20 protein-coding genes are annotated in these 25,165 nt (G+C 56.4%); 12 read left to right on the top strand and 8 right to left on the bottom strand.

Going from position 1 to position 25,165, the window contains the following annotated elements; translation table 11 throughout:
- Positions 1–59: 59 nt before the first annotated feature.
- The 3 genes from ACLJQD_RS17370 to ACLJQD_RS17360 are packed head-to-tail and all read right to left on the bottom strand — an operon-like array spanning position 60 to position 4,195.
- Positions 60–1,178 carry a YbdK family carboxylate-amine ligase gene (locus ACLJQD_RS17370; RefSeq protein WP_001529047.1) on the bottom strand — a complete coding sequence of 373 codons (1,119 nt, stop codon included), beginning with the start codon at positions 1,176–1,178 and terminating at the stop codon, positions 60–62.
- 11 nt (positions 1,179–1,189) lie between these two features.
- Positions 1,190–1,894, bottom strand: coding sequence for an enterobactin synthase subunit EntD (gene entD, locus ACLJQD_RS17365; RefSeq protein ID WP_017441642.1), 705 nt, complete (start codon positions 1,892–1,894; stop codon positions 1,190–1,192).
- A gap of 45 nt (positions 1,895–1,939) precedes the next feature.
- Complete coding sequence (locus ACLJQD_RS17360) at positions 1,940–4,195, bottom strand: TonB-dependent siderophore receptor (protein ID WP_001034952.1); 2,256 nt, start codon at positions 4,193–4,195, stop codon at positions 1,940–1,942.
- Between the two features lie 188 nt (positions 4,196–4,383).
- Here ACLJQD_RS17360 and fes point away from each other — a divergent pair, with 188 nt between their 5' ends.
- From fes to wzz(fepE), 4 genes are all read left to right on the top strand, one after another.
- On the top strand, positions 4,384–5,598 hold the full coding sequence (gene fes, locus ACLJQD_RS17355; RefSeq protein WP_000656603.1) for an enterochelin esterase: 1,215 nt from the start codon (positions 4,384–4,386) through the stop codon (positions 5,596–5,598).
- A 30-nt stretch (positions 5,599–5,628) separates the two neighbouring features.
- On the top strand, positions 5,629–5,847 hold the full coding sequence (locus tag ACLJQD_RS17350) for an MbtH family protein (protein WP_000396006.1): 219 nt from the start codon (positions 5,629–5,631) through the stop codon (positions 5,845–5,847).
- The gene (gene entF / locus ACLJQD_RS17345) at positions 5,844–9,728 is read left to right on the top strand and encodes an enterobactin non-ribosomal peptide synthetase EntF (protein WP_017441643.1); all 3,885 of its coding nucleotides are present in this window, start codon (positions 5,844–5,846) and stop codon (positions 9,726–9,728) included. The genes ACLJQD_RS17350 and entF overlap by 4 nt, the downstream gene beginning before the upstream one ends.
- 249 nt (positions 9,729–9,977) lie before the next feature.
- A complete protein-coding gene (gene wzz(fepE) / locus ACLJQD_RS17340) occupies positions 9,978–11,114 on the top strand; it encodes an LPS O-antigen length regulator Wzz(fepE) (protein ID WP_017441644.1) in 1,137 nt (378 codons plus the stop codon).
- 52 nt (positions 11,115–11,166) lie between these two features.
- Here the strand turns inward: wzz(fepE) and fepC are convergent, their stop codons facing one another.
- Genes fepC through fepD form a run of 3 tightly spaced genes read right to left on the bottom strand, consistent with a single transcriptional unit; the run spans position 11,167 to position 13,954 of the window.
- Positions 11,167–11,961: an iron-enterobactin ABC transporter ATP-binding protein gene (gene fepC, locus ACLJQD_RS17335; RefSeq protein ID WP_000140620.1), complete on the bottom strand. Its 795-nt coding sequence runs from the start codon at positions 11,959–11,961 to the stop codon at positions 11,167–11,169.
- Positions 11,958–12,947: an iron-enterobactin ABC transporter permease gene (gene fepG / locus ACLJQD_RS17330; RefSeq protein ID WP_000480064.1), complete on the bottom strand. Its 990-nt coding sequence runs from the start codon at positions 12,945–12,947 to the stop codon at positions 11,958–11,960. The genes fepC and fepG overlap by 4 nt, the downstream gene beginning before the upstream one ends.
- Positions 12,947–13,954: a Fe(3+)-siderophore ABC transporter permease gene (fepD, locus tag ACLJQD_RS17325; protein WP_001277880.1), complete on the bottom strand. Its 1,008-nt coding sequence runs from the start codon at positions 13,952–13,954 to the stop codon at positions 12,947–12,949. Before fepD ends, fepG begins: the two co-directional genes overlap by 1 nt.
- 110 nt (positions 13,955–14,064) lie before the next feature.
- On the opposite strand from fepD, the gene entS reads away from it, so the two are divergent.
- Positions 14,065–15,309 carry an enterobactin transporter EntS gene (entS, locus tag ACLJQD_RS17320; RefSeq protein ID WP_017441645.1) on the top strand — a complete coding sequence of 415 codons (1,245 nt, stop codon included), beginning with the start codon at positions 14,065–14,067 and terminating at the stop codon, positions 15,307–15,309.
- A 62-nt stretch (positions 15,310–15,371) separates the two neighbouring features.
- Here entS and fepB read toward each other — a convergent pair whose 3' ends face one another.
- Entirely contained in the window at positions 15,372–16,328 is a 957-nt protein-coding gene (gene fepB / locus ACLJQD_RS17315) for a Fe2+-enterobactin ABC transporter substrate-binding protein (RefSeq protein WP_001238992.1), read from the bottom strand.
- Positions 16,329–16,635: 307 nt separating this feature from the next.
- On the opposite strand from fepB, the gene entC reads away from it, so the two are divergent.
- From entC to ACLJQD_RS17280, 7 genes are all read left to right on the top strand, one after another.
- Entirely contained in the window at positions 16,636–17,811 is a 1,176-nt protein-coding gene (gene entC, locus ACLJQD_RS17310; RefSeq protein WP_017441646.1) for an isochorismate synthase EntC, read from the top strand.
- Between the two features lie 9 nt (positions 17,812–17,820).
- Positions 17,821–19,431 (top strand): (2,3-dihydroxybenzoyl)adenylate synthase EntE, encoded by a 1,611-nt coding sequence (entE, locus tag ACLJQD_RS17305; RefSeq protein WP_017441647.1) that lies wholly within the window; start codon positions 17,821–17,823, stop codon positions 19,429–19,431.
- A gap of 13 nt (positions 19,432–19,444) precedes the next feature.
- A complete protein-coding gene (locus ACLJQD_RS17300; protein WP_017441648.1) occupies positions 19,445–20,302 on the top strand; it encodes an isochorismatase in 858 nt (285 codons plus the stop codon).
- The gene (entA, locus tag ACLJQD_RS17295; RefSeq protein ID WP_000145518.1) at positions 20,302–21,057 is read left to right on the top strand and encodes a 2,3-dihydro-2,3-dihydroxybenzoate dehydrogenase EntA; all 756 of its coding nucleotides are present in this window, start codon (positions 20,302–20,304) and stop codon (positions 21,055–21,057) included. The genes ACLJQD_RS17300 and entA overlap by 1 nt, the downstream gene beginning before the upstream one ends.
- A 2-nt stretch (positions 21,058–21,059) precedes the next feature.
- A complete protein-coding gene (gene entH, locus ACLJQD_RS17290; RefSeq protein WP_017441649.1) occupies positions 21,060–21,473 on the top strand; it encodes a proofreading thioesterase EntH in 414 nt (137 codons plus the stop codon).
- Positions 21,474–21,654: 181 nt separating this feature from the next.
- Positions 21,655–23,760: a pyruvate/proton symporter CstA gene (gene cstA / locus ACLJQD_RS17285; RefSeq protein ID WP_001043108.1), complete on the top strand. Its 2,106-nt coding sequence runs from the start codon at positions 21,655–21,657 to the stop codon at positions 23,758–23,760.
- Between the two features lie 63 nt (positions 23,761–23,823).
- Positions 23,824–24,021, top strand: a complete 198-nt coding sequence (locus tag ACLJQD_RS17280; RefSeq protein WP_000460619.1) for a YbdD/YjiX family protein — start codon at positions 23,824–23,826, stop codon at positions 24,019–24,021.
- Positions 24,022–24,056: 35 nt separating this feature from the next.
- Here the strand turns inward: ACLJQD_RS17280 and ACLJQD_RS17275 are convergent, their stop codons facing one another.
- On the bottom strand, positions 24,057–25,145 hold the full coding sequence (locus ACLJQD_RS17275; RefSeq protein ID WP_017441650.1) for an oxidoreductase: 1,089 nt from the start codon (positions 25,143–25,145) through the stop codon (positions 24,057–24,059).
- Positions 25,146–25,165: the final 20 nt, after the last annotated feature.

Genomic DNA, 25,165 nt, shown 5'->3' with positions numbered 1-25,165 from the left:
TTAAACGTAAGTTAAAACGCCATTGTCCGGGATATCGCCTGGTAAGGCAAATATGCTGTCTATTGTCCCGCCCAGATTTCACAATGTTTTTGTACCAGACCTATCAGCGATCCGCCGTCGGCAATAAACTCCCGCATATATTGCGCTTCGTTACCGCCTTTTTTCACCTGCAGACGTAGCGCGTCAATGGCGCTGTCGGCGCCCAGCTTGCGCGCAGAGGGGGTAACGTTGTCCAGCAGACGCAGCGTATCATCTGCCAGGCGACGGCGGTCGCCGGTATAGGCATCGGTTAGCACGCCCTCCAGACCATAGCGGCAAGCCTGAAAACGGTTGAATTTATATAACAGATAGTCTTGTTCCTGCGGTTTAAAGGGACGCTCGGTCAGCAGCCAGTGCGCGGTCGCCTGAATCAACCCTGCCATATTGATGGCATGATCAAGGGTGAGCGGCGTATCCATCACCCGAACTTCTACCGTGCCAAAGGCCGGGCTGGGGCGGATATCCCAGTGCAAATCTTTGATGCTGTCGATCATCGTGGTGTAAGACAGACGGCGAAATAGTCCGGCAAACTCTTGCCAGTTACTGACCCACGGCATGGGACCGTTATCGGGAAAAGCGGAAAAAATATTCAGGCGCGCGCAGGCAAAACGGGTGTCAGATCCTTGCATATAGGGGGACGCGGCGGAGAGCGCAATAAAGTGCGGCACAAAATGCGACAGCCCGTGTAAAAGATAAATCGCATCGTCGCCGTTCGCGCAGCCGACGTGGACATGCTGACCGAAAACCGTTGCCTGTTGAATTAAGTAGCCGAAATTTTCCAGCGTGCGTTGATAGCGTTCATTATCACAGACCTCCTGACGCTGCCATTTTTGAAAAGGGTGCGTACCGCCGCCGCAAATGCCGAGATGGTGTTCCGACGCCGCCTGTAAAATAACGTGCTGCATGGCAGAAAGTTGGGCCGCCACCTGGTCAATATCGCGGCAGACGCCCGTGGCCATCTCCAGCATACTTTCGGTGATATCGTGCTTAATTTCTCCCGCAGTAAGTTGGGGCTTAACGGCGTCGATCAGCGTAGAAGAGTCCTGGCTTAAATCGTAGCCAGGTGGATTGATCACCTGCATCTCCAGCTCAATACCAAGCGTATAAGGTTCAGAAACGTGAAAATCATTCAGCGCCATAGCGATCTCATTTATCGGGGGATTGCGCTAAGTATAGAAGCGGGAGCGCTCCTGTCGTGGGGAAAGCGCGTTATTGCAGAAACTAGAGTAATAACGCTATTGTCACGTTGAAACCATTCTGTACGGACGGTACGTTCAGCCATCGTGGCGGCAAAGGCTGGCAGCAGATGTAACGAGATGTGCGTGGCGGTAAGCGAGGTAACTTTTGCGCTATTGAATCCCGGGAGCGTGACGCGGTCTGAAAAGGCTTTATAAACGCTCTCTTTGGCGGAGAAAGCCAGCGTCAGGGCAAGCGGAAAAGGGAGCGAGCTCGCCTGGAGAATTTGGCGCTCATCGCTATCGATAATGGACGGCGCCAGCTCTGTCGCCGTGTGCTGACTCATGATTTTTTCTATATCAATGCCGATACGCTGTCGGGATATGACGGCCAGCGCCGTTGTCGCACAGTGGCTGATGCTGCCAAATAGGCCGTCCGGCCATAGCGGCTGTCGCTTGTCGCCAATACCGGGCACTGTCCTGACGCCCACCTCGCGTAGCGCATGAACGGCGGCGATGCGGCCTGCCAGATGTTCAGCTTTACGCTTGCGTCCGGCAGACCGGAGCCGATCGTGATGAGGCAGCCATAGCAGGTCGTGTTCGTGAAAGCTGCTCGCATCAAAGTCGACGATATGCAGCCTGTGTCCGGCAAAGGGAAGGGGAAAATGAGATGTCAGCATCGTTTTTGCCAATTCCCTCCCCGAATGAGGGAGGGAAGGTTGCCATCAGAAATGGGTATTAATGCTCATATACCACGTACGCCCCGGTTCGTTATAGGTGTACGCGCCAGCGCCCGCCATATAAGCGCCAGTTTGAGTATCCCTGACGGTTTGCGCGTTACCTTCACGCCACAGACGTTTGTCAAAGAGGTTATCCACGCCACCGGTCAGGCTGACATTTTTGGTCACGTCCCAGGTCGCGCTCAGGCCAACAATACTGTATGGGCTGACCGCTTGCTTATCTGTTCCGGTAACGGGGTTACCCTGATAATCATATTTCTTCGGCTCTTGTTTGCCGTACCAGGTGAAGGTCGATTGCAGAGAAACGTCCTGACGTACCTGCCAGCTCAGGGTTGAGTTAAGCGTGTACTGTGGAATAATCGACAGGCGTTCGCCGGTCTCTTTGTTTTTGCTCTGCAGCATATACGTAACGTTATTCGTCCAGTTGACGGTGTCGCTAACCGGTACGTTTAACGTGCCTTCCAGACCTTCAACGACCGCTTTCGGCACGTTCTCCCACTGATAAACATCCGTTTTGCCGTTGTTGATACGCTGCAACGGCACCGTACCCGCTTCGATCTTATTGCGGTAATCATTGCGGAACCAGGTGATGCCGGCCAGCCAGCCATCGCGTTTAAATTCCAGACCGATCTCTTTATTGATGCTGGTTTCGGCTTTCAGATCATCGTTACCCATCATATAGCAGCCGATGCCGGTACCCGCGCCAGTCGCGTAGCAACCCTGACCTTTACTGTACAAAATATAGTTTGGGTTAGTCTGGTACAGACTCGGGGCTTTATAAGCGCGGGCGATTCCCATTTTCAGGGTAAAGTCATCCCCCAGACCTTGCGACAGGTTCAGCGACGGGCTCCAGTTATCCCCCACAATACTGTGATGATCGAAACGTAGCCCCGGCGTCAGCATGGTGCTGTCGGTCAGTTCCATGTTGTTTTCAGCAAACAGAGAGAAAATTTCCGCTTTTGAATAGGGGCTACGATTGGTACTGCTGTAACCCGGGATATTTCCCCCCATAAAGGTTTGCGAGTTGGAGAGCTCGTCTTTCATACGCTGTTGGGCCCATTCGGTACCCAGCGTCAGGTTTTGATTGACCAGCAGATCGAAAGGGAGGCTCACTTCGCTGTGTAGGGTGACGTCATTCAAATCGGCATCGGCATATTTTTGCGATGCTTTGGGATCGAAAATTCCTTCGGTGCCGCCTGCCAGGCCTTCCGGCATCCGGGAGTTACGGGTATGTTCGTATTGCACCCAGTTACTGGTGGTTACGCCATTATTCCAGCCGCCGTTCCAGGTCAGAGAGTAGTTCTGCCGATAGAGGCGGTTCGTCTCTTTTCCGTAATTATCTTTCACCAGTTGGTTCGTATTGGTGTTCTGAGTATCGCCGGCATAGAGGTTGCCCTGGCGACTGTAACCGGCCTCCAGTTCCAGAGACTGAAGCGGAGCAAAATCCCAACGAACCACGCCGTTGATATCTTTGTTAATGACCCCCTCGCGTCCTGCCGGTAGCGTGTCGGCGTAACTCCCGGTACGTTCAGACTGATGCCCCTGGTTAATATTACGCGCATCCGCCTGCGTTTTGTCGAGGTTGCCATACAGACGGAAGCTGAAATCCCCGCCCAGCGGGCCGTTCAGGCTAAAGTTAGTGCGTTTGGTCGCGCCTTCGTCTTTATGTTCCGGCGCGTTGAAATAGGTATTCCAGGAACCGTGCCACTCGCTACCGCCTTTTTTGGTAATGATATTGACCACGCCACCCGCCGCGCCGTTACCGTAGCGTGCAGCGGCAGGGCCACGCAGCACTTCAATGCGTTCGATCATCTCCGGCGGCACCCACGCGGTATCGCCGCGGGTATCGCGTTCGCCGCGCCAGCCCAGGCGCACCGAGTTACGGCTGGTGACGGGTTTACCGTCTATCAGGATGAGGGTGTTTTCCGGCCCCATGCCGCGAATATCGATTTGGCGGTTATTCCCGCGCTGACCGCTGGTGGAGTTGCCGGTCAGGTTTACGCCCGGCATGGTGCGGATGATTTCTGACACGTCGCGCGCGGGCGGATTTTTGCGGATCTCATCGGCGGTGATGGTGGATACGCCTGGCGCCTGTAGGTTTTGCTGGGCAGCGGTCACCACGATGGTGTCTTCATTGGTGAGCGCAGCGCTATCGGTTTTGTCTTCCGCCATCACGGGCAGAGCGGCCCCGTAAATCCCTAAATTGACCAGTAAGGTCAGGGAATGAATCTTCTTGTTCATTGTATATCCTGCTTTTCTTTAGCCACATAAGCCAAAGCGCCCGTCAAAGGCATTGGCCGGGTGGTGAAATTGTGTTCGCGCGTCCCATAGCGCGACAATACGCTATTGCAAATGCAAATAGTTATCAATAATATTATCAATATATTTCACCTTTTATATACAAAATTCATAATAAACACAGGGTTATAATGAAAGAGGCGCTGGCAACGGGAAGTGAGGCCTGGTGGAGGACGAAAACCGGGCCGGAATGGATACGGGAAAAAGACGGAAATTATCGGGTCACTTTTTGGTGGCGCGACCCGCAGGGAAACGAAACACACTCCCCGATACGGCGTGTCTGGGTCTACATCACTGGCGTAACCGATCATCATCAAAACGCGCAGCCTCAGACGATGGCGCGTATTGCCGGAACGGATGTCTGGCGCTGGAGTACGGCGCTTAGCGCTAACTGGCGCGGCAGCTACTGTTTTATTCCTACCGAACGCGATGACGTTTTTGCCGATTTTGCGCCGGGCGAAGCGCCCGATCGGAACGCGCTGCGTGAAGGCTGGCGACAGCTATTACCGCAGGCGATTGCCGACCCGCTTAATTCGCAAAGCTGGCGGGGAGGACGTGGTCATGCGGTTTCAGCGCTGGAAATGCCGGATGCGCCCCTTCAGCCGGGATGGGATCGTCCTGAAACGCCGTACTCGCCGCCTTTGATGATGCAGTGGCATAGCGAACGTCTGGATAACTCCCGCCGCGTATGGATATTGACGACCGGAGACGAGGCGCCGGAGGAAAGACCGTTGGCTATTCTGCTGGACGGTCAATTCTGGGCGGAAAATATGCCCGTCTGGCCCGCGCTCGCCTCGCTGACTCATCAACGCCTGCTTCCTGGTGCCGTCTACCTGCTGATTGACGCGATTGATACTCAACACCGCAGCCAGGAGTTGCCCTGCAATGCCGACTTCTGGCTGGCGGTGCAGCAGGAACTGTTGCCGCAAGTCAGAGCCGTGACGCCTTTTAGCGATGATGCCGGGCGAACGGTGGTCGCCGGACAGAGTTTTGGCGGCCTGTCGGCGCTGTATGCCGGCCTGAACTGGCCGACGCGTTTTGGCTGTGTACTAAGCCAGTCAGGATCGTTCTGGTGGCCTCATCGCATCACCCCGCCGGAGGGGGAAGTCATTACCCGGCTGAAAACCGGCGCATTATGCGCGCGCGGACTGCGTATCGTACTGGAAGCCGGCGTGCGTGAGCCGATCGTGTTTCAGGCAAATCAGGCGCTTTATGCCCAACTGAATACCTCGCAGCAGTCCATTTTCTGGCGTCAGGTTGACGGCGGACACGATGCGCTTTGCTGGCGCGGCGGGCTAACGCAAGGGCTGATGCTGCTTTGGCAGCCGCTTATCGACACGCTTTAACCGGGCACATGTCCATGACAGGAGTTGAGTATGGAATTCAGTAATCCCTTCGATAATCCGCAGGGACAGTTTTACATCCTGCAAAATGCGCAGCGTCAATTCAGCCTTTGGCCAGCGGCATGTGCGCTTCCCGCAGGCTGGGACGTGGTATGCGAACCGCAATCGCAGGACGCGTGCCAGCAGTGGCTTAATACGCGCTGGACAACACTGAATCCGGCCCATTATGCCGATAAGCAGGAGGCTAAATGACGCAGCGTTTACCGTTAGTCGCCGCCCAGCCGGGGATCTGGATGGCGGAAAAACTCTCTGATTTACCCTCCGCCTGGAGCGTGGCGCACTACGTGGAACTGAACGGCGAGCTGGATGCCCCCTTGCTGGCAAAAGCGGTAGCGGTAGGGATGCAACAGGCGGATACGCTACGGATGCGTTTTACCGAAGAGAACGGCGAGGTCTGGCAATGGATAGATCCTGAGCACACCTTCGGCGAGCCCCCGATTGCCGATTTACGCGACCAGCCCGATCCGCATCACGCGGCGCTGGCGTTAATGCAGGCGGATTTACGGCAAAACCTGCGCGCAGATAGCGGTAAGCCGCTGGCGTTTCACCAGTTAATCCGCATTGATGATACCCGCTGGTATTGGTATCAGCGCTATCACCATTTGCTGGTGGATGGCTTTAGCTTCCCGGCGATAACCCGCCAGATTGCGGCGATTTATCGCGCCTGGCAGAGCGACGCCCCTACGCCGGAGTCGCCTTTTACCCCCTTTGCGGATGTGGTCGAGGAATATCAGCGCTATCGCCAGAGCGAGGCCTGGCAGCGTGACGGCGCCTTCTGGGCGCAGCAGCGCCGCGAGCTGCCGCCGCCGGCGTCAATTTCTGCCGCGCCGTTGCCGGGGCGGTCGGCGAGCGCGGATATTCTGCGTATGAAATTGAGCGAGCCGGCGGGGGCGTTTCGCCAACTGGCGGCGCACATGCCTGAGATACCGCGAGCGGATCTTGCCCTGGCGCTGGTGACGTTGTGGCTGGGACGATTATGCGGGCGTATGGATTATTCCGCCGGATTTATCTTTATGCGGCGGATGGGCTCGGCGGCGTTAACGGCGACCGGGCCTGTCCTTAACGTGTTGCCGCTGGCGGTTAACCTTCATGCGACGGAAGATCTGCCAACGCTGGCGAAGCGTCTTGCGGCGCAGTTAAAGAAGATGCGCCGCCACCAGCGTTACGACGCCGAACAGATTGTACGCGATAGCGGGCGAGCCGCAGGGGAGACGCCGCTATTTGGCCCGGTGCTCAATATAAAAGTATTTGATTATCATTTGGATCTTCCTGGCATACAGGCGCAAACCCATACCCTGGCGACGGGGCCGGTTAACGATCTTGAACTGGCGCTTTTTCCGGATGAAAACGGCGGTCTGGATATTGAATTGCTGGCGAATGCACAGCGTTACGATGACGCCACGCTCTCCCGCCATGCCTTACGATTGATGGCGCTTATCACGCAGTTTGCGGATAACCCGGCGCTGCGCTGCGGCGATGCGCAAATGCTGCTGGCGGAAGAACAAACGCAATTAACACACCTTAATAATACGGCGGTAACGATTCCCGCCGCCACGCTTAGCGATTTGGTGGCGCAGCAGGCGCAAAAAACGCCAGAGGCTTCCGCGTTGGCAGATGCGCATTATCACTTTACCTACCGTGAAATGCGTGAACAAGTTGTGGCGCTGGCATACGCGCTGCGGGAACGCGGCGTTCAGCCTGGCGATAGCGTGGCGGTGGCGTTGCCGCGGTCGGTTTTCCTGACCTTAGCGCTGCATGGCATTGTCGAGGCGGGCGCCGCCTGGCTGCCGCTGGATACCGGTTATCCTGACAATCGGCTGCGAATGATGCTGGAAGATGCGCAGCCGAAACTTTTAATTACGACTCAGGCGCAGCTGGCGCGCTTTCACGATATTCCGGGGATGGAATATTTGTGTTATAGCCAACCGCTACCGGTCAGTAACGCCACTCCGCTGGGGCTGTCGTTACCGCATCATACCGCTTACATCATTTTCACCTCTGGCTCGACGGGCAGGCCGAAAGGGGTGATGGTGGGACAAACGGCGATAGTCAACCGACTGCTGTGGATGCAGGATCACTATCCGTTGACGGCGGATGATGTAGTAGCGCAAAAAACGCCGTGCAGTTTTGACGTCTCAGTATGGGAGTTTTTCTGGCCGTTTATCGCCGGGGCGAAACTGGTGATGGCTGAACCGGAAGCGCACCGCGACCCGCTCGCGATGCAACGGTTCTTTGCGCAATACGGCGTCACGACCACTCATTTTGTGCCGTCGATGCTGGCGGCCTTTATTGCCTCGCTCACGCCAGCGTCGGCTGGGAAAAGCTGCACTTCCTTAAAGCGCGTTTTCTGTAGCGGCGAGGCCCTGCCGACGGCGCTGTGCCGCGAATGGGAGACGTTAACCAATGCGCCGCTACACAATCTGTACGGGCCAACGGAGGCCGCGGTGGATGTGAGCTGGTATCCGGCCTGTGGCGATGAGCTGGCGGCTGTTGACGGCAACAGCATCCCGATTGGTTATCCCGTCTGGAATACCGGTTTACGTATTCTCGATGCGCATATGCAGCCGGTGCCGCCGGGCGTGGCTGGCGATCTCTATCTTACCGGTATCCAACTGGCGCAGGGCTATCTGGGGCGTCCGGATCTTACCGCCAGCCGTTTTATCGCCGATCCTTTTGCGCCAGGCGAACGGATGTACCGTACCGGAGATGTGGCGCGCTGGCTGGATTCCGGCGCGGTAGAATACCTGGGGCGCAGCGACGATCAGCTCAAAATTCGGGGTCAACGTATTGAACTGGGCGAGATTGACCGCGTCATGCAAACGCTGCCGGATGTTGAACAGGCGGTAGCACATGCCTGCGTCTTTAATCAGGCGGCGGCGACGGGCGGGGATGCCCGGCAACTGGTCGGTTATCTGGTGTCGCACTCCGGTTTGCCGCTGGATTTACCGGCGCTGCAGGAAAAATTACGCCAAAAACTTCCCGCGCATATGGTGCCGGTTGTGTTGTTGCAACTTGCCGGTTTGCCGCTTAGCGCTAATGGCAAGCTGGATCGCAAAGCCCTGCCGCTGCCGGACCTGACGCCGCGCGTGAAAGGGCGTGCGCCGCAGTCCGCCACGGAGATTGCTGTCGCCGCGGCGTTTTCCCGCCTGCTGGGCTGTGAGATTAATGACGTTGAAAGTGATTTCTTTGCGCTGGGCGGACACTCGCTGCTGGCGATGAAACTGGCCGCGCAGCTAAGCCAGACGTTTAACCGCCAGGTGACGCCGGGGCAGGTGATGGTGGCGTCTGACGTGGCGCAGTTAAGTAAGCTGCTCGATACTGACGATGACGAACGCTCGCGCAATCTGGGGTTCGGGCCGCTGTTGCCGCTGCGTGAAAGCGATGGTCCAACGTTATTTTGTTTCCATCCGGCGTCGGGGTTCGCCTGGCAATTTAGCGTATTATCACGCTATCTCAGCCCGTCGTGGTCGATTATGGGGATTCAGTCGCCGCGCCCCGCTGGCCCTATGCAAACCGCAACCACTCTTGATGAGGTATGTGAACATCATCTGGCGACATTGCTCGCCCGGCAGCCGCATGGCCCTTATTATTTATTAGGCTATTCGCTGGGCGGGACGCTGGCGCAAGGGATCGCCGCCCGGTTGCGCGCACGTGGCGAAACGGTGGCGTTCTTGGGATTACTGGACACCTGGCCGCCGGAAACACAAAACTGGCGGGAAAAAGAGGCGAATGGCCTCAATCCGGACGTATTGGCGGAAATTGAACGTGAACGCGCTGCGTTTGTCGCCGCGCAGCAGGGAAATGCCTCCGAAGCCTTATTTACCGCCATTGAAGGCAATTATGCGGATGCCGTCCGTTTGCTGACGACGGCGCATAGCGCACCGTTTGATGGGCATGCTACGCTCTTTGTGGCGGATAAAACGGTGCCGGAAGGCGTATCGCCTGAACAGAGCTGGTCGCCGTGGATAGCGTCTTTGGCTATTTATCGCCAGCCGTGCGCGCATGTAGATATTATTTCTCCCTCCGCTTTTGAAACTATCGGGCCCATCATCAGCGAGCTTATTAATAAATAACGGGCGTTGTTTCTAGCTTTAACAAATTAAATCCTGAAACCCATAATAATGACTAATTATTATGGGTTTTTTATTGCAACTATTAATTCTTTTAACATAAGTGATACATGCTACAGGCAAGTTTAATTCCGAATATTTAGCTTTTCGGGCACTGGCGCGCAAAGAGTGTTTCGGATAATTCTGACTTGCTGTTAGAATCTCTGACAGGAATGTGTTCTTTCATTGGATAAAGTTTTCAGGTCATACGGCATGCCATCTCTTAATGTAAAACAAGAAAAAAATCAGTCACTTGCAGGTTACTCACTGCCGCCCGCCAACAGTCATGAAATCGATTTGTTTAGCCTTATAGAGGTGTTATGGCAGGCGAAACGTCGTATTCTTGCTACCGTTTTCGCCTTTGCGTGCGTGGGGTTGCTTCTGTCCTTTCTGCTGCCGCAAAAATGGACCAGCCAGGCGATTGTCACACCGGCGGAGTCGGTACAGTGGCAGGGGCTGGAGAGAACGTTGACCGCGCTGCGCGTGTTGGATATGGAGGTAAGCGTTGATCGGGGCAGCGTATTTAATCTGTTTATTAAAAAGTTTAGCTCGCCCTCGCTGCTGGAAGAATATCTTCGTTCTTCTCCGTATGTCATGGATCAATTAAAAGGCGCGCAAATAGACGAGCAGGATCTTCACCGGGCGATTGTCCTGCTGAGCGAAAAAATGAAAGCGGTGGACAGCAATGCCGGCAAGAAAAATGAAACGTCGTTATTCACGTCGTGGACATTGAGTTTTACCGCGCCGACGCGGGAAGAAGCGCAAAAAGTGTTAGCTGGCTATATTCAGTACATCTCTGATATCGTCGTGAAAGAGACGCTGGAAAATATTCGTAACCAGCTGGAAATCAAAACCCGCTACGAGCAGGAAAAGCTGGCGATGGATCGGGTGCGTCTCAAAAACCAGCTTGATGCCAATATTCAACGTCTCCATTATTCGCTGGAAATCGCCAACGCCGCTGGCATTAAGAGACCGGTTTACAGCAATGGTCAGGCGGTAAAAGATGATCCGGATTTTTCTATTTCCCTCGGCGCGGATGGTATTTCCCGCAAACTGGAAATTGAAAAAGGGGTAACGGATGTGGCCGAGATCGACGGTGATTTGCGTAACCGTCAATACCATGTTGAACAACTGGCGGCAATGAATGTGAGCGACGTGAAGTTTACCCCGTTTAAATATCAACTGTCGCCGTCTCTGCCAGTGAAAAAAGATGGCCCGGGTAAAGCGGTCATTATTATCCTGGCGGCGTTGATTGGCGGTATGATGGCCTGCGGCGGCGTATTACTGCGTCACGCGATGGTCTCGCGTAAAATGGAAAACGCGCTGGCGATAGATGAACGGTTAGTCTGATTTACCCGAAAAGCCGGATAGCGATATCCGGCTTTGTCATCTGTGTGGGCGACTATCGCCGCCCCAACGGTACCACCAGCGGCGTCCCGGCAACCGGATCGTCGATAATCATACAGCGCAGCCCATAGATTTTTTCGATAAGCTCTGCGGTAACAATCTCTTTCGGCGCGCCCTGTGCGACAATGTTACCTTCGCGTAATGCAATCAAATGCGTGGCGTATCGGCAGGCCTGATTCAGGTCGTGCAGGACGGCGGCGAGCGTATAACCTTTTTCGCGGTTGAGATCGCTTAACAACTCCAGCAAATCAATTTGATGGCTAATATCCAGCCACGTTGTCGGCTCATCCAGCAGCATGATGGACGTTTCCTGCGCCAGCACCATGGCTATCCACGCCCGCTGGCGTTGGCCGCCGGACAGAGTGTCTACACTTTGCGCCGCTAGTGAGGTGATACCTGTTGCACGCATGGCACTGGCGACGGCATCGGCATCTTCCTTACGCCAGCGGGTAAATAACGGCTGATGCGGATAACGCCCTCTGGCGACCAGCTCTTGTACGGTGATATCGCCCGGCGTAGTGGCGTTTTGCGCCAGCAATCCGATGCGCCGCGCCACCTCTTTACTGGCGTAACGCTGTATTTGTTCGCCATCCAGCCAGACATGGCCGTCAACAGGCGTCATCAGACGGCTTAGCGTGCGTAGCAACGTTGACTTGCCGCAGCCGTTAGGGCCGATGATGGCGGTAAAATGGCCGTCCGGAATCGAAACATTAAGGTTTTTTGCGACGGTATAGCTGCCATAACCCAGCGTTAACTGGTCGCCGCGCAAACGGGCTACGGATTCGGTCATTTTTTGCGGGACTCCTGAATTAACAAGACGATAAGGTAAATACCGCCGAGGCTGACGGTGACCACGCCTACTGGAAGCTGATAAGGCATAAACAGTTGCTGCGCGCACGCATCGGCGGCCAGTAGTAACAACGCACCGCACAGCGCCGACTGGGTTAATCCCCAGCGCGCTGTGCCGCTAAGACGGCGGGCGATGTGCGGCGCGACAAGAGCAATAAACGAGATGGGGCCTGCCAGTGCCGTTGCCGCAGCGGTGAGCGACACCGCCACCAGCATCAACATCAGGCGTGACCGCTCCACGCTAACACCCAGCGCGCAGGCGCTGTCATCGCCCATCTCCAGCAGCCGCATACGACGCACCAGTAGCGCGGCGCCTGTCAGCATCACAATAATCAGCGGCGCCGAAGGCCAGGTTTTTGCCCATGTCAGACCGTTGAGCGACCCGGCGTTCCATAAGCCAGCGGTGAGCGCCGTTTCCAGCGACGCCTGCAACAGAAGCCAGGTATTAAAGGCGACTAACATCGCGCGGATGCCGATACCGATGATAATCAGCCGGAAAGTTTCAATCCCGTTACGCCAGGCGAGCAGCCAGACAATCAATGACGTGACGATACCGCCCGCCATTGCCGCCAGCGCGATCGCGGTAAGATGCTGGCCAAACAGGACCATTGCGACCAGTACGCCGCTCCAGGCGCCGGTATTAAAGCCCATCACATCAGGGCTGCCTAGCGGGTTACGCATCAACGACTGAAAAATCGCGCCACTGACGCCAAGCGCAGCGCCAATCAGCAGCGCCATTAATACGCGCGGTAGTCGCCATTCGGTTACGACAAGGGTGATGTTACGCGGCGCGTCGCCCAGCAGCGCGGCAATAATCTGCCCGGTCTCAAGAGGCACGGCGCCGCTTTGCAGACTCCATAAGCCAATGGCGAAGCAGCCAGCCGCCAGAAGCAGGCAACTTACGATAAGCCGACGAGAAAGAAACATCACAGGCCGCCTCCGCTCGATTTACGACGTACCAGAAAGATAAGTACCGGCGCGCCGATAAACGCACTGACGACCGATACGCGGAGTTCGCCCGGCACCAACAGACGACCAATAATATCGGCAAAAAGCAGCAGAGCAGGGGTTGCCAGTAGCGTCACTGGCAGCGACCAGCGGTGGTCTGCGCCCACCAGCCAACGCGCCATATGCGGCATCATCAGACCAATAAAGGCGATAGGGCCGACCAGCGCCGTTGCGCTGCCGCACAAGACGGTAATCGCCAGTAAACCGATAAGTTGGGTGCGCGCCACTTTACTCCCCAGCGCCGTCGCGGTATCGCTGCCGAGGCTCAGGCTGTTCAGCGCACGGCTCAGAAATAGCGCCACGATCCCAGCGATAACCACGGGCGCGAGCGCGACTTTCAACGTTTGCAGGCTGCGAATGTCCAGCGATCCCGCCTGCCAGAAGCGAAGCTGGTCATAGACCTCTGGGTTTAACAGCGCGATGCCGCTGGTCAGTCCTTCCAGTACCGCGCCAAGCGCCACGCCCGCCAGTGTCAGGCGGACCGGGCTTAACTGGCCGCCGCCCTGACTACCGGTGAAGGCGACAATCAGCGATGCGATAAGCGCGCCGCTAAATGCCATGAAAAGCTGTTCCAGCGGCGTGGAGAAACCAAACAGCGCCGCGCCCAGTACAATGGCGAAGCTGGCGCCGTTGTTAACGCCCAGAATCCCCGGGTCGGCGAGCGGGTTGCGAGTAAGTGTTTGCATGAGCGCCCCGGCGAGACCCAACGCACCGCCTGCCAGTAATCCGGCCAGCGTACGCGGCAAACGCGCATCCAGGACGATAGTGCAATCGGCGCTTTGGCATACGCCGGTGAACGCCTCCAGCACGACGGCGGCGGGCAGCGGTTTCGCGCCAATGACCAGGCTTAAAACCGCGGCGAGACTCAGTAATAACAACAATCCGGGCACGGCAAACGCGCGCGTCACGGAAAACGAGCATGACATAGTAACTTCCCTGATAATGATAGTAATTATCGTTATCTATCTTATTTGGTTATGTTAGCATGTGCAGCCATTGAATGGATATTTAAAAAAACTCGCATTAAGGCGTTGTAATGAATCGACAATCCTGGCTGCTCAATCTCAGCCTGTTGAAGACGCACCCTGCATTTCGCGCAGTATTTCTGGCCCGTTTTATCTCTATTGTCTCGCTGGGGCTGCTTGGCGTGGCGGTTCCGGTACAGATCCAAATGATGACGCACTCCACCTGGCAGGTGGGGCTGTCGGTAACGTTAACCGGCGGCGCCATGTTTATTGGCTTAATGGTGGGCGGTGTGCTGGCCGATCGCTACGAACGTAAAAAGGTGATTCTGCTGGCGCGCGGTACTTGCGGTATTGGCTTTATTGGCCTGTGCGTGAACGCGCTGTTGCCGGAACCGTCATTGCTGGTGATATATCTCCTTGGCCTGTGGGACGGCTTTTTCGCGTCTCTGGGCGTGACCGCGTTACTGGCGGCGACGCCAGCGCTGGTCGGAAGAGAAAATCTGATGCAGGCCGGCGCGATTACCATGCTGACGGTACGTCTGGGATCGGTTATTTCCCCGATGTTGGGGGGCATATTGCTTGCCAGCGGCGGCGTAGCCTGGAACTATGGGCTGGCGGCCGCCGGGACGTTTATTACGCTATTGCCGTTACTGACGCTGCCGCGACTGCCTGTTCCTCCGCAGCCGCGGGAAAATCCTTTTATCGCGTTACTGGCGGCATTTCGTTTTTTGCTCGCCAGTCCGCTTATCGGCGGTATTGCGCTGCTTGGCGGTCTGGTGACGATGGCAAGCGCGGTACGCGTCCTCTATCCGGCGCTGGCGATGAGCTGGCAGATGTCGGCGGCGCAAATCGGTTTGCTGTATGCGGCAATTCCGCTGGGGGCGGCCATTGGCGCGCTGACCAGCGGACAACTGGCGCATAGCGTTCGTCCGGGGCTCATTATGCTGGTTTCGACAGTCGGTTCTTTTCTGGCGGTGGGGCTGTTCGCCATCATGCCGGTCTGGATCGCAGGTGTTATCTGTCTGGCGCTGTTTGGCTGGCTTAGCGCCATCAGTTCGTTATTACAATACACTCTGCTGCAAACCCAGACGCCGGAAAATATGCTGGGGCGAATGAACGGCCTGTGGACCGCGCAAAACGTCACGGGAGACGCTATCGGCGCGGCGCTGTTAGGCGGTCTTGGCGCAATGATGACGCCGGTCGCGTCCGCGAGCGTGAGTGGATTCGGGCTGGTAATTATTGGTTTGCTGCTGCTGTTAGTGCTGGGCGAGCTACGTCGTTTTCGCCAGACGCCGCCGGTTAGCGATGCTGGCTGATGAAGGGGCGTTTATCCGACTGACAAAATCTGTCTGGTCAGTCGGATAAGACTCCGATAAGGCTAAAACAGGGCGGCCAGCCGGTTAAGCAACAATGTTGCGCTGTAATAATCCAGACGGAACGTCTCCGTACCCAGGGCATAGACGCGCTTATTTTGCACCGCTGGCAGGTGCGCCAGCAGCGGATTGGCGTAAAGGGCCGCGACATCTTTGTTGTCGCCGGCAAACAGGAAAAGAGATTCGCCGTTTAACCCGGCGGCCAGATTTTCACCGCCAAGCTGAATAATATCGTGGCGCTTACCCTGGCTTTTGCTGGTTTGCAGCCCTCGGGGCAATGTCGCCAGCGTAAAGCCTAACTGCGTCAATAGCTTGCCTTGTGCTGATTCTGGCGTCCACAGATTGGCGCTATGCGCGGCAGGGGTATACACCAGCGCGCTAACCGGCTGCGGCGGCAGGGCGATTCGCTGTTTAACCGTCGTCAGTTGCGCCTCAAATTCCGCTATTCGCGCGGCGGCCTGTTTCTCCTGACCGGTGATCTCGCCAAGCTGCGTGAGCAAACTCTGCCAGCTTTTATCGTCATAATTGATGACGAGCGTCGGCGCGATAGCGGAGAGCTGATCGTAAAGCGCCAGCGCGGAGTCGCCGCCGGTGGCGCTAATCAAAATGAGATCCGGCATTTGCGCGGCGACCGTTTCGGCATTCGGTTCGCCGATGTACAGCCGGGCGACATGGCGAGCCTTTGCTACGTCGCTCCACTGGCGCATAAACCCTTGATCGTCGGCAAAGCGGTTATTCGGCGTAGTGGCTCCGCTGGCGACGACGGGCGCATCAATCGCCAGCAGCGAGCCTGTCAACGTCACGCTGGTAGAGACGATACGCGCGGGTTTGTGGTCCAGAGTATGAACGCCGCGGCTGTCCTGAATTTGCCGGGGCCAACCGGCGTCCTGGGCTAAGGATATTCCTGAAATTGATAAACCAACCACTAAAAGCAGCCAACGATAAAAGGCGGGGAGTCTCACAATAGCGTCCTGTTATTAATAAAGTTAATGCTTCTCATTTTCATGTCAGCGGCAGCGAGATGCAAGCCTTAGTGCCATTTAAGTCATGACCAGAGTTGACAGAGCGACGTTTTACTCTTAGGTTAGCGCACTAAAAATAGAAATAATAATCATTATTATACACAAAATCATTCAAGAAGCATCGCAACGGCAAGGGAAGAAATCCCCGCGAGCATAGATCACTGTGTGATCGGGTTTCTGAGCGCAGCCAACAAAGAGGCAGCTTGAAAGATGAAGTGTATATAAGCCTTTATCATTGGAGGATGATATGGATATGTCACTGGCCGAGGACGCTCAGGAGACAATGGCAACGCTTGCTCCCGATCGCTTTTTCTTCATGTCGCCGTATCGCAGTTTTACCACTTCCGGGTGCTTCGCCCGTTATACCGAGCCTGCGGTTGCCGGAGATTCGCCGGATAGCCCTTTCCAGCAGAAATTGCGCCAGCAGTTTGCCGAGGCCAAATCGCAGGGCATCGCCAACCCTATCCTGGTGGGGGCGATCCCCTTTGATACCCGTCAGCCGTCGTCGCTATTTATCCCGATGGCGTGGCAGCCCTTTTCCCGCCAGCAAAAGCAGCGCACGGCGCGTTATTTTACTGACCATCAGCCGCTGACGGTGACGGCGCGAAAGGCGATTCCGGAGCAGGATGCTTTTGAAGCGATGGTCGCACGCGCGGCTATGCTGACCGCCACGCCAGACGTCGATAAAGTGGTGCTTTCCCGGCTAATAGATATCACCACTGATGTGGCGGTGGATAGCGGAGCATTGCTGGAGCGGCTGGTTGCGCAGAATCCAGTTAGTTACAACTTCCATGTGCCACTGGCGGATGGCGGCGTTCTGCTGGGCGCCAGCCCCGAATTGCTGCTACGCAAGGAGGGCGAGCGGTTTAGTTCGCTGCCGTTAGCAGGCTCGGCACGCCGACAGCCCGATGACGTTCTGGATCGCGAGGCGGGAAACCGACTGCTGGCTTCACAAAAAGATCGCCATGAACATGAGCTGGTGACGCAGGCGATGAAGCAGATCCTGCGCGATCGCAGCACGGAACTGCAATTACCTTCCTCTCCGCAGTTGATCACCACGCCGACGCTATGGCATCTCGGTACGCCGTTTGAGGGCAAGGCCAACGCCGGAGAAAACGCGCTGACGCTGGCCTGTCTGCTGCATCCAACGCCTGCGTTAAGCGGTTTCCCCCATCAGGTCGCGAAAAAGCTGATTGCTGAACTGGAACCGTTCGATCGTGAACTGTTTGGCGGCATTGTCGGCTGGTGCGACGCCGAAGGAAACGGCGAGTGGGTAGTAACGATTCGTTGCGCGAAATTGCACGGTAATCAGGTGCGCCTGTTCGCCGGCGCCGGGATTGTCCCTGCCTCTTCGCCAGTCGGCGAGTGGCGGGAAACCGGCGTCAAGCTCTCTACGATGTTGAACGTTTTTGGACTGCATTAAGGAACGATGATGCGTATACCTTTCACCCGTTGGCCGGATGAATTTGCCCGCCGTTATCGTGAAAAAGGCTACTGGCAAGACGTGCCGTTGACCGATATTCTGACCCGCCACGCTGACAGCGACAAGACGGCGGTCATTGAAGGCGAGCGCGCATTCAGCTATCGCCAGCTCAACCAGGCCGCAGATAATCTGGCCTGCAGTTTACGCCGTCAGGGCATCAAACCTGGCGAAACCGCTCTGGTGCAACTGGGGAATGTACCGGAACTGTATATCACCTTTTTCGCCCTGTTGAAGCTTGGCGTAGCGCCCGTTCTGGCGCTGTTTAGCCATCAACGTACCGAACTTAACGCCTATGCGATGCAGATCGCGCCGACGCTGGTGATTGCCGATCGCCAACATACGCTGTTCGCCGGGGAGGACTTTCTCAACACGTTTGTGGCTGAACACCGCTCTGTGCGGGTGGTGTTATTGCGCAACGACGACGGCGATCACAGCCTGGACGCGGCGATGCGGCAGGCGGCGGAAGATTTCACCGCCACGCCATCACCTGCTGACGAAGTGGCCTACTTTCAGCTTTCCGGCGGTACTACCGGCACGCCAAAGCTTATTCCCCGTACCCATAACGACTATTACTACAGCGTGCGCCGCAGCAATGAGATTTGCGGTTTCAACGAGGAGACGCGTTTTCTGTGCGCGATTCCCGCCGCGCATAACTACGCCATGAGTTCGCCGGGCGCGCTGGGCGTCTTTCTTGCCAAAGGAACGGTAGTGCTGGCGACCGATCCCAGCGCCACGCTCTGTTTCCCGCTGATTGAAAAACACCAGATTAATGCCACGGCGCTGGTGCCGCCCGCGGTCAGTCTATGGCTACAGGCTATCCAGGAGTGGGGCGGCAATACGCCGCTGGCGTCATTAAGGTTATTGCAGGTCGGCGGCGCGCGGCTTTCTGCGACGCTGGCCGCCCGTATTCCGGCTGAAATTGGCTGTCAGTTGCAGCAGGTCTTCGGCATGGCGGAAGGGTTAGTGAATTATACCCGGCTGGACGATAGTCCGGAACGGATTATCAATACCCAGGGAAGACCCATGTGTCCGGACGACGAAGTGTGGGTGGCGGATGCTGACGGGAATCCACTGCCGCCGGGCGAGATTGGTCGTCTGATGACGCGCGGCCCCTATACTTTTCGCGGCTATTTCAACAGTCCGCAACACAATGCCAGCGCCTTTGACGCCAACGGTTTTTACTGCTCCGGCGATCTGATCTCCATTGATCAAGACGGTTACATCACCGTTCACGGGCGTGAAAAAGATCAGATCAACCGGGGCGGCGAGAAGATAGCCGCCGAAGAGATAGAAAACCTGTTACTGCGCCACCCGGCGGTGATCCATGCGGCGCTGGTCAGCATGGAAGATGAACTGCTGGGAGAAAAAAGTTGCGCATATCTGGTGGTAAAAGAGCCGCTGCGAGCGGTACAGGTACGCCGTTTCCTGCGAGAGCAGGGCGTGGCGGAATTTAAATTACCGGATCGCGTGGAGTGCGTTGCGTCACTGCCACTGACGCCGGTTGGTAAAGTCGATAAAAAACAACTACGCCAGCGGTTGGCGTCACGTTCACCGCTCTGAAGGAGAAAGAGAGATGGCCATTCCGAAACTACAGTCTTACGCGCTGCCCACCGCACTGGATATCCAGACCAACAAAGTGAACTGGGCATTTGAGCCGGAGCGCGCGGCGCTGCTCATCCACGATATGCAGGATTACTTTGTCAGCTTTTGGGGCCTCAACTGCCCAATGATGGACCAGGTGATTGCCAATATCGCCGCTCTGCGCCAGTACTGTAAGGAACATCATATCCCGGTCTATTACACCGCTCAGCCGAAAGAGCAAAGCGATGAAGATCGCGCGTTACTCAATGATATGTGGGGGCCGGGACTGACGCGCTCTCCGGAACAGCAGAAGGTGGTAGAAGCCTTAACGCCGGATGAGGCAGATACGGTGCTGGTGAAGTGGCGCTATAGCGCGTTTCACCGCTCGCCGCTGGAACAGATGTTAAAAGATACCGGACGCAATCAACTCATCATTACCGGCGTGTATGCGCATATTGGCTGTATGACCACCGCTACCGATGCGTTTATGCGCGACATTAAGCCGTTTATGGTGGCGGATGCGCTGGCGGATTTCAGCCGGGAAGAGCATCTGATGGCGCTGAACTATGTGGCGGCGCGTTCAGGTCGCGTCGTCATGACTGAATCGCTGCTGCCGACGCCGGTTCCTGCCAGTAAAGCGGCGCTGCGGGCGTTGATTCTGCCGTTGCTGGATGAGACCGACGAGCCGCTGGATGATGAAAACCTGATTGATTATGGCCTGGATTCAGTACGCATGATGGGGCTGGCGGCGCGCTGGCGTAAAGTACACGGCGATATCGACTTCGTGATGCTGGCGAAAAATCCGACCATTGACGCCTGGTGGGCGCTGCTTTCTCGCGGGGTAGAGTAATGACCGGCTTTGATTTTTCAGACAAAACGGTATGGGTGACCGGGGCGGGGAAAGGGATCGGTTACGCGACGGCGCTGGCGTTTGTCGACGCCGGGGCGCGGGTGATCGGCTTCGATCGCGAATTTACGCAAGAGAATTATCCCTTTGCTACCGAAGTCATGGATGTGGCGGATGCGGCACAGGTTGCGCAGGTGTGCCAGCGTGTGTTGCAAAAAACGCCGCGGCTGGATGTGCTGGTCAACGCCGCCGGTATTTTGCGTATGGGAGCGACCGATGCGCTTAGCGTCGACGACTGGCAGCAGACGTTTGCGGTCAATGTGGGCGGGGCATTTAACCTGTTTTCGCAGACGATGGCGCAGTTTCGCCGTCAGCAGGGAGGGGCGATTGTCACCGTAGCCTCAGATGCGGCGCATACGCCGCGTATCGGTATGAGCGCCTACGGCGCCTCTAAAGCGGCGCTGAAAAGCCTGGCACTAACCGTAGGGCTGGAGCTGGCGGGCTGCGGGGTGCGCTGTAATGTGGTGTCGCCCGGTTCGACTGACACCGATATGCAGCGCACGTTATGGGTGAGTGAAGATGCCGAACAACAGCGTATTCGCGGTTTCGGCGAACAGTTTAAGCTCGGCATACCGCTCGGTAAAATCGCCCGTCCGCAGGAGATAGCCAATACCATTTTGTTTCTTGCCTCCGATCTGGCCAGCCACATTACCTTGCAGGATATCGTGGTGGACGGCGGTTCAACATTGGGAGCCTGACGATGATCTGGAAACGGCATTTAACGCTGGATGAATTGAACGCTACCAGTCAGAACACGCTGGTGGCGCATCTGGGCATTGTTTACACCCGTCTGGGCGATGACGTGCTGGAGGCGGAAATGCCTGTCGATGCCCGCACTCATCAACCGTTTGGTCTGCTACACGGCGGCGCATCGGCAGCGCTGGCGGAGACGTTAGGATCAATGGCGGGTTATCTGATGACCCGCGACGGGCAGTGCGTGGTCGGGACCGAGTTAAACGCCACCCACCACCGCGCCGTCTCGCAGGGGAAAGTACGCGGCGTTTGCCTGCCGCTGCATCTGGGGCGGCAGAATCAAAGCTGGGAAATTACGCTCTTTGACGAGCAGGGGAGGCGCTGCTGCACCTGTCGCCTGGGAACGGCGATAATGGGATAGTTCTGGCAAAGTAAAATGCAATTGCAGCATTAACCAAGAAAGGAAGTGATCTGGTTAACACTGTAATGTAAAAAATGGGTAACGATCCGGTTTTATCATGTTGTTGTGTTGTTAATTACGGTAAAGGTGTTATAGAAACAAAATGTAACATCTCTCTGGAACACCCAAACGGACAACAACTATGAATAAATCAGGGAAATACCTCGTCTGGACAGCGCTCTCAGTATTGGGTGCGTTTGCCCTGGGCTATATTGCGTTAAATCGTGGGGAACAGATCAACGCGCTATGGATCGTAGTGGCGTCGGTCTGTGTCTATCTTATTGCGTATCGTTTTTATGGGCTCTATATCGCCAAAAAAGTGCTGGCGGTTGACCCAACGCGTATGACGCCCGCGGTACGTCATAATGATGGTCTGGATTATGTCCCGACCGATAAAAAAGTGCTGTTCGGTCACCATTTTGCGGCCATTGCTGGCGCAGGTCCGCTGGTCGGGCCGGTACTGGCGGCGCAGATGGGCTATCTGCCGGGGATGATCTGGCTGCTGGCGGGCGTCGTGCTGGCGGGAGCGGTGCAGGACTTTATGGTGCTGTTCGTCTCGACCCGGCGCGATGGGCGTTCGCTTGGCGAGCTGGTTAAAGAGGAGATGGGCGCGACGGCAGGGGTGATCGCGCTGGTGGCCTGCTTTATGATCATGGTGATCATTCTGGCCGTCCTGGCGATGATCGTGGTGAAAGCGCTGACCCATAGCCCGTGGGGAACGTACACTGTCGCGTTCACCATTCCACTGGCGATTTTTATGGGCATCTACCTGCGTTATCTGCGTCCGGGGCGCATCGGCGAGGTGTCGGTCATTGGGCTGGTATTTCTTATTTTCGCTATTATTTCCGGCGGATGGGTGGCGGCAAGCCCAACCTGGGCGCCGTACTTTGATTTTACTGGCGTGCAGCTTACCTGGATGCTGGTGGGGTATGGTTTTGTCGCGGCGGTACTGCCGGTCTGGCTGCTGCTCGCGCCGCGTGATTACCTCTCTACCTTCCTGAAAATTGGTACGATTGTCGGTCTGGCGGTCGGGATTCTGATCATGCGTCCGACGCTGACTATGCCGGCGCTGACCAAATTTGTTGATGGTACCGGACCGGTCTGGACGGGCGACCTGTTCCCGTTCCTGTTTATTACCATTGCCTGCGGCGCGGTCTCCGGTTTCCATGCGCTCATTTCCTCCGGCACGACGCCGAAGATGTTGGCAAACGAAGGCCAGGCCTGCTTTATCGGCTACGGCGGGATGTTAATGGAATCTTTCGTCGCTATTATGGCGCTGGTCTCCGCCTGTATTATCGATCCGGGCGTTTACTTTGCGATGAATAGCCCGATGGCGGTACTGGCGCCAGCGGGGACTGCGGATGTCGTGGCTTCTGCTGCGCAGGTGGTCAGTAGTTGGGGTTTCGCTATCACGCCGGATACGTTACACCAGATTGCCAATGAAGTCGGCGAACAATCCATTATCTCCCGCGCAGGCGGTGCGCCAACGCTGGCGGTAGGGATGGCCTACATTTTACATGGCGCGTTGGGCGGCATGATGGATGTGGCGTTCTGGTATCACTTCGCCATTCTGTTTGAAGCGCTGTTTATTCTGACGGCGGTGGATGCGGGTACCCGTGCGGCGCGCTTTATGTTGCAGGATCTGTTGGGCGTAGTGTCGCCAGGGCTGAAACGTACCGATTCGCTGCCAGCGAACCTGCTTGCTACGGCATTGTGCGTGCTGGCGTGGGGGTATTTCCTCCATCAGGGCGTGGTCGATCCGTTGGGCGGTATTAACACCCTGTGGCCGCTGTTTGGCATCGCTAACCAGATGCTGGCGGGCATGGCGCTGATGCTTTGCGCCGTGGTACTGTTCAAAATGAAGCGTCAGCGTTATGCGTGGGTCGCGCTGGTGCCGACGGCCTGGCTGCTGATTTGTACGCTGACGGCGGGCTGGCAGAAAGCGTTTAGTCCGGATGCGAAAATCGGCTTCCTGGCCATTGCCAATAAGTTCCAGGCGATGATCGACAGCGGCAATATTCCGCCGCAGTACACCGAATCGCAGCTCGCGCAGTTGGTATTCAATAACCGTCTGGATGCCGGGCTAACCATCTTCTTTATGGTGGTGGTCGTGGTGCTGGCAGTCTTCTCTATTAAGACGGCGCTGGCCGCTCTGAAGATTGATAAACCGACGGCGAATGAAACGCCGTATGAGCCGATGCCGGAAAATGTGGATGAGATCGTGACGCAGGCGAAAGGCGCGCACTAATCTTTTTTCATCAATAGCCCTCTCCAGAATAAGGAGAGGGCATTTGAATGACAGGTGACAACGATGTTCGATACGCTTTCGAAAGCCGGAAAATATCTGGGACAAGCCGCAAAAATGATGATTGGCGTGCCAGACTACGACAACTATGTGGAACATATGCGCATAACGCATCCGGATCAGACGCCGATGACCTATGAAGAATTTTTCCGCGAGCGGCAGGATGCGCGTTATGGTGGAAAAGGCGGCGCGCGTTGCTGCTGATGGTTGCCAGGCCTGATAAACGCAACGTCACCAGGCTATATTCTGAAAAATTCAACTTTTTCAAACGCCGCACGCAGGGTGTCTGGCGTTAACGTCACCGGTAAATAGTGGATGGATTCGACCGGGCGCAGGGTATGCGCGATTACCCTATCGATCTCGGCGGTGTTATTAATATCCACGTCCAGTTCGCTAAGCCGGGCCGGCAGATGAAATCGCCGGTACGCTGCAATCAATTGCGCCAGCACGTCATCTTGTCCCAGTAGCGCGCTTTGCACCAGAATGCCATAAGCCACTTTCGTTCCGTGCAGGAATTTTTCCGTTTGCGGCAGGACGGTCAGACCGTTGTGTACCGCATGGGCGGCGGCGACACGGGTATAGCGTTCCCCAAGGCCGCCGACCATACCGCCGCCAGCGATAATCGCATCCACCACGTCGCAAAATGCCTGGGTCAGCCGACGCTGCTGTTTATCCGCTAATGCTTGTTCGCTGTTGTCCAGCAGGAGATCGCGAATAGCGCACGCGCTGTTAATGCCCAGTCTTACGGTCAAAGGTAACGTTTCAGGCTGCGGCGCAAGCACAACGGCTTCATACCATTTCGCCAGCGTATCGCCAATGCCAGCTAACAGATAGTCATCGGGCGCCTGCAGAATAATGCGCGGTTCGACCAGCACCAGAAAATTGGCATCATCAAAAATTTCGAACTGTAACGCCTGTCCCGCGTCGTTATACCAGACGGAAAGCGGTGTCCAGGCGGCGCAGGTCGCTGCGATGGTCGGGATAGCGACAAACGGCAGCGCCAGACGGCGGGCGAGCGCTTTGGCGGTATCGAGCAGCGCGCCGCCGCCGACGCCTATTACCACCTGACGATCGTCGTTGCAGGCGTGCGCCAGTTGGGCAACATGGCGTTCGCTACAATGGCCGGTAAACTGCAGATGTTTTGCGCCAGCACGTTCAAACGCTTCCGGCAGGTAAGGCCGGGCGGCGGCAATCGCGCGTTCGCCGTACACCCAAACGGCGTGGGAAAGCTGTTCCGGCGTGAAAAAGTCTGTCAGTCTTCCGAGACTTCCGGCATGGGAATAATAATTCGCCGGGCCGGTAACGACGCGGATTTCAGTGTGGTTCATGTTGTGTTGTCCTTAGGGTC

The organism is Salmonella sp. SAL04214 (genome assembly GCF_046550615.1).
GTDB lineage: Bacteria > Pseudomonadota > Gammaproteobacteria > Enterobacterales > Enterobacteriaceae > Salmonella > Salmonella enterica.
Note: the sequence above shows the minus strand (reverse complement) of the source record. Positions and strands in the feature narration are given on the sequence as shown.

Bases quoted from the DNA above. Each gene is read 5' to 3' on its own strand.
- ACLJQD_RS17370 (WP_001529047.1), bottom strand. From the start codon at position 1,178: ATGGCGCTGAATGATTTTCACGTTTCTGAACCTTATACGCTTGGTATT.
- entD (WP_017441642.1), bottom strand. From the start codon at position 1,894: ATGCTGACATCTCATTTTCCCCTTCCCTTTGCCGGACACAGGCTGCAT.
- ACLJQD_RS17360 (WP_001034952.1), bottom strand. From the start codon at position 4,195: ATGAACAAGAAGATTCATTCCCTGACCTTACTGGTCAATTTAGGGATT.
- fes (WP_000656603.1), top strand. From the start codon at position 4,384: ATGAAAGAGGCGCTGGCAACGGGAAGTGAGGCCTGGTGGAGGACGAAA.
- ACLJQD_RS17350 (WP_000396006.1), top strand. From the start codon at position 5,629: ATGGAATTCAGTAATCCCTTCGATAATCCGCAGGGACAGTTTTACATC.
- entF (WP_017441643.1), top strand. From the start codon at position 5,844: ATGACGCAGCGTTTACCGTTAGTCGCCGCCCAGCCGGGGATCTGGATG.
- fepC (WP_000140620.1), bottom strand. From the start codon at position 11,961: ATGACCGAATCCGTAGCCCGTTTGCGCGGCGACCAGTTAACGCTGGGT.
- fepG (WP_000480064.1), bottom strand. From the start codon at position 12,947: ATGTTTCTTTCTCGTCGGCTTATCGTAAGTTGCCTGCTTCTGGCGGCT.
- fepD (WP_001277880.1), bottom strand. From the start codon at position 13,954: ATGTCATGCTCGTTTTCCGTGACGCGCGCGTTTGCCGTGCCCGGATTG.
- entS (WP_017441645.1), top strand. From the start codon at position 14,065: ATGAATCGACAATCCTGGCTGCTCAATCTCAGCCTGTTGAAGACGCAC.
- entC (WP_017441646.1), top strand. From the start codon at position 16,636: ATGGATATGTCACTGGCCGAGGACGCTCAGGAGACAATGGCAACGCTT.
- entE (WP_017441647.1), top strand. From the start codon at position 17,821: ATGCGTATACCTTTCACCCGTTGGCCGGATGAATTTGCCCGCCGTTAT.
- ACLJQD_RS17300 (WP_017441648.1), top strand. From the start codon at position 19,445: ATGGCCATTCCGAAACTACAGTCTTACGCGCTGCCCACCGCACTGGAT.
- entA (WP_000145518.1), top strand. From the start codon at position 20,302: ATGACCGGCTTTGATTTTTCAGACAAAACGGTATGGGTGACCGGGGCG.
- entH (WP_017441649.1), top strand. From the start codon at position 21,060: ATGATCTGGAAACGGCATTTAACGCTGGATGAATTGAACGCTACCAGT.
- cstA (WP_001043108.1), top strand. From the start codon at position 21,655: ATGAATAAATCAGGGAAATACCTCGTCTGGACAGCGCTCTCAGTATTG.
- ACLJQD_RS17280 (WP_000460619.1), top strand. From the start codon at position 23,824: ATGTTCGATACGCTTTCGAAAGCCGGAAAATATCTGGGACAAGCCGCA.
- ACLJQD_RS17275 (WP_017441650.1), bottom strand. From the start codon at position 25,145: ATGAACCACACTGAAATCCGCGTCGTTACCGGCCCGGCGAATTATTAT.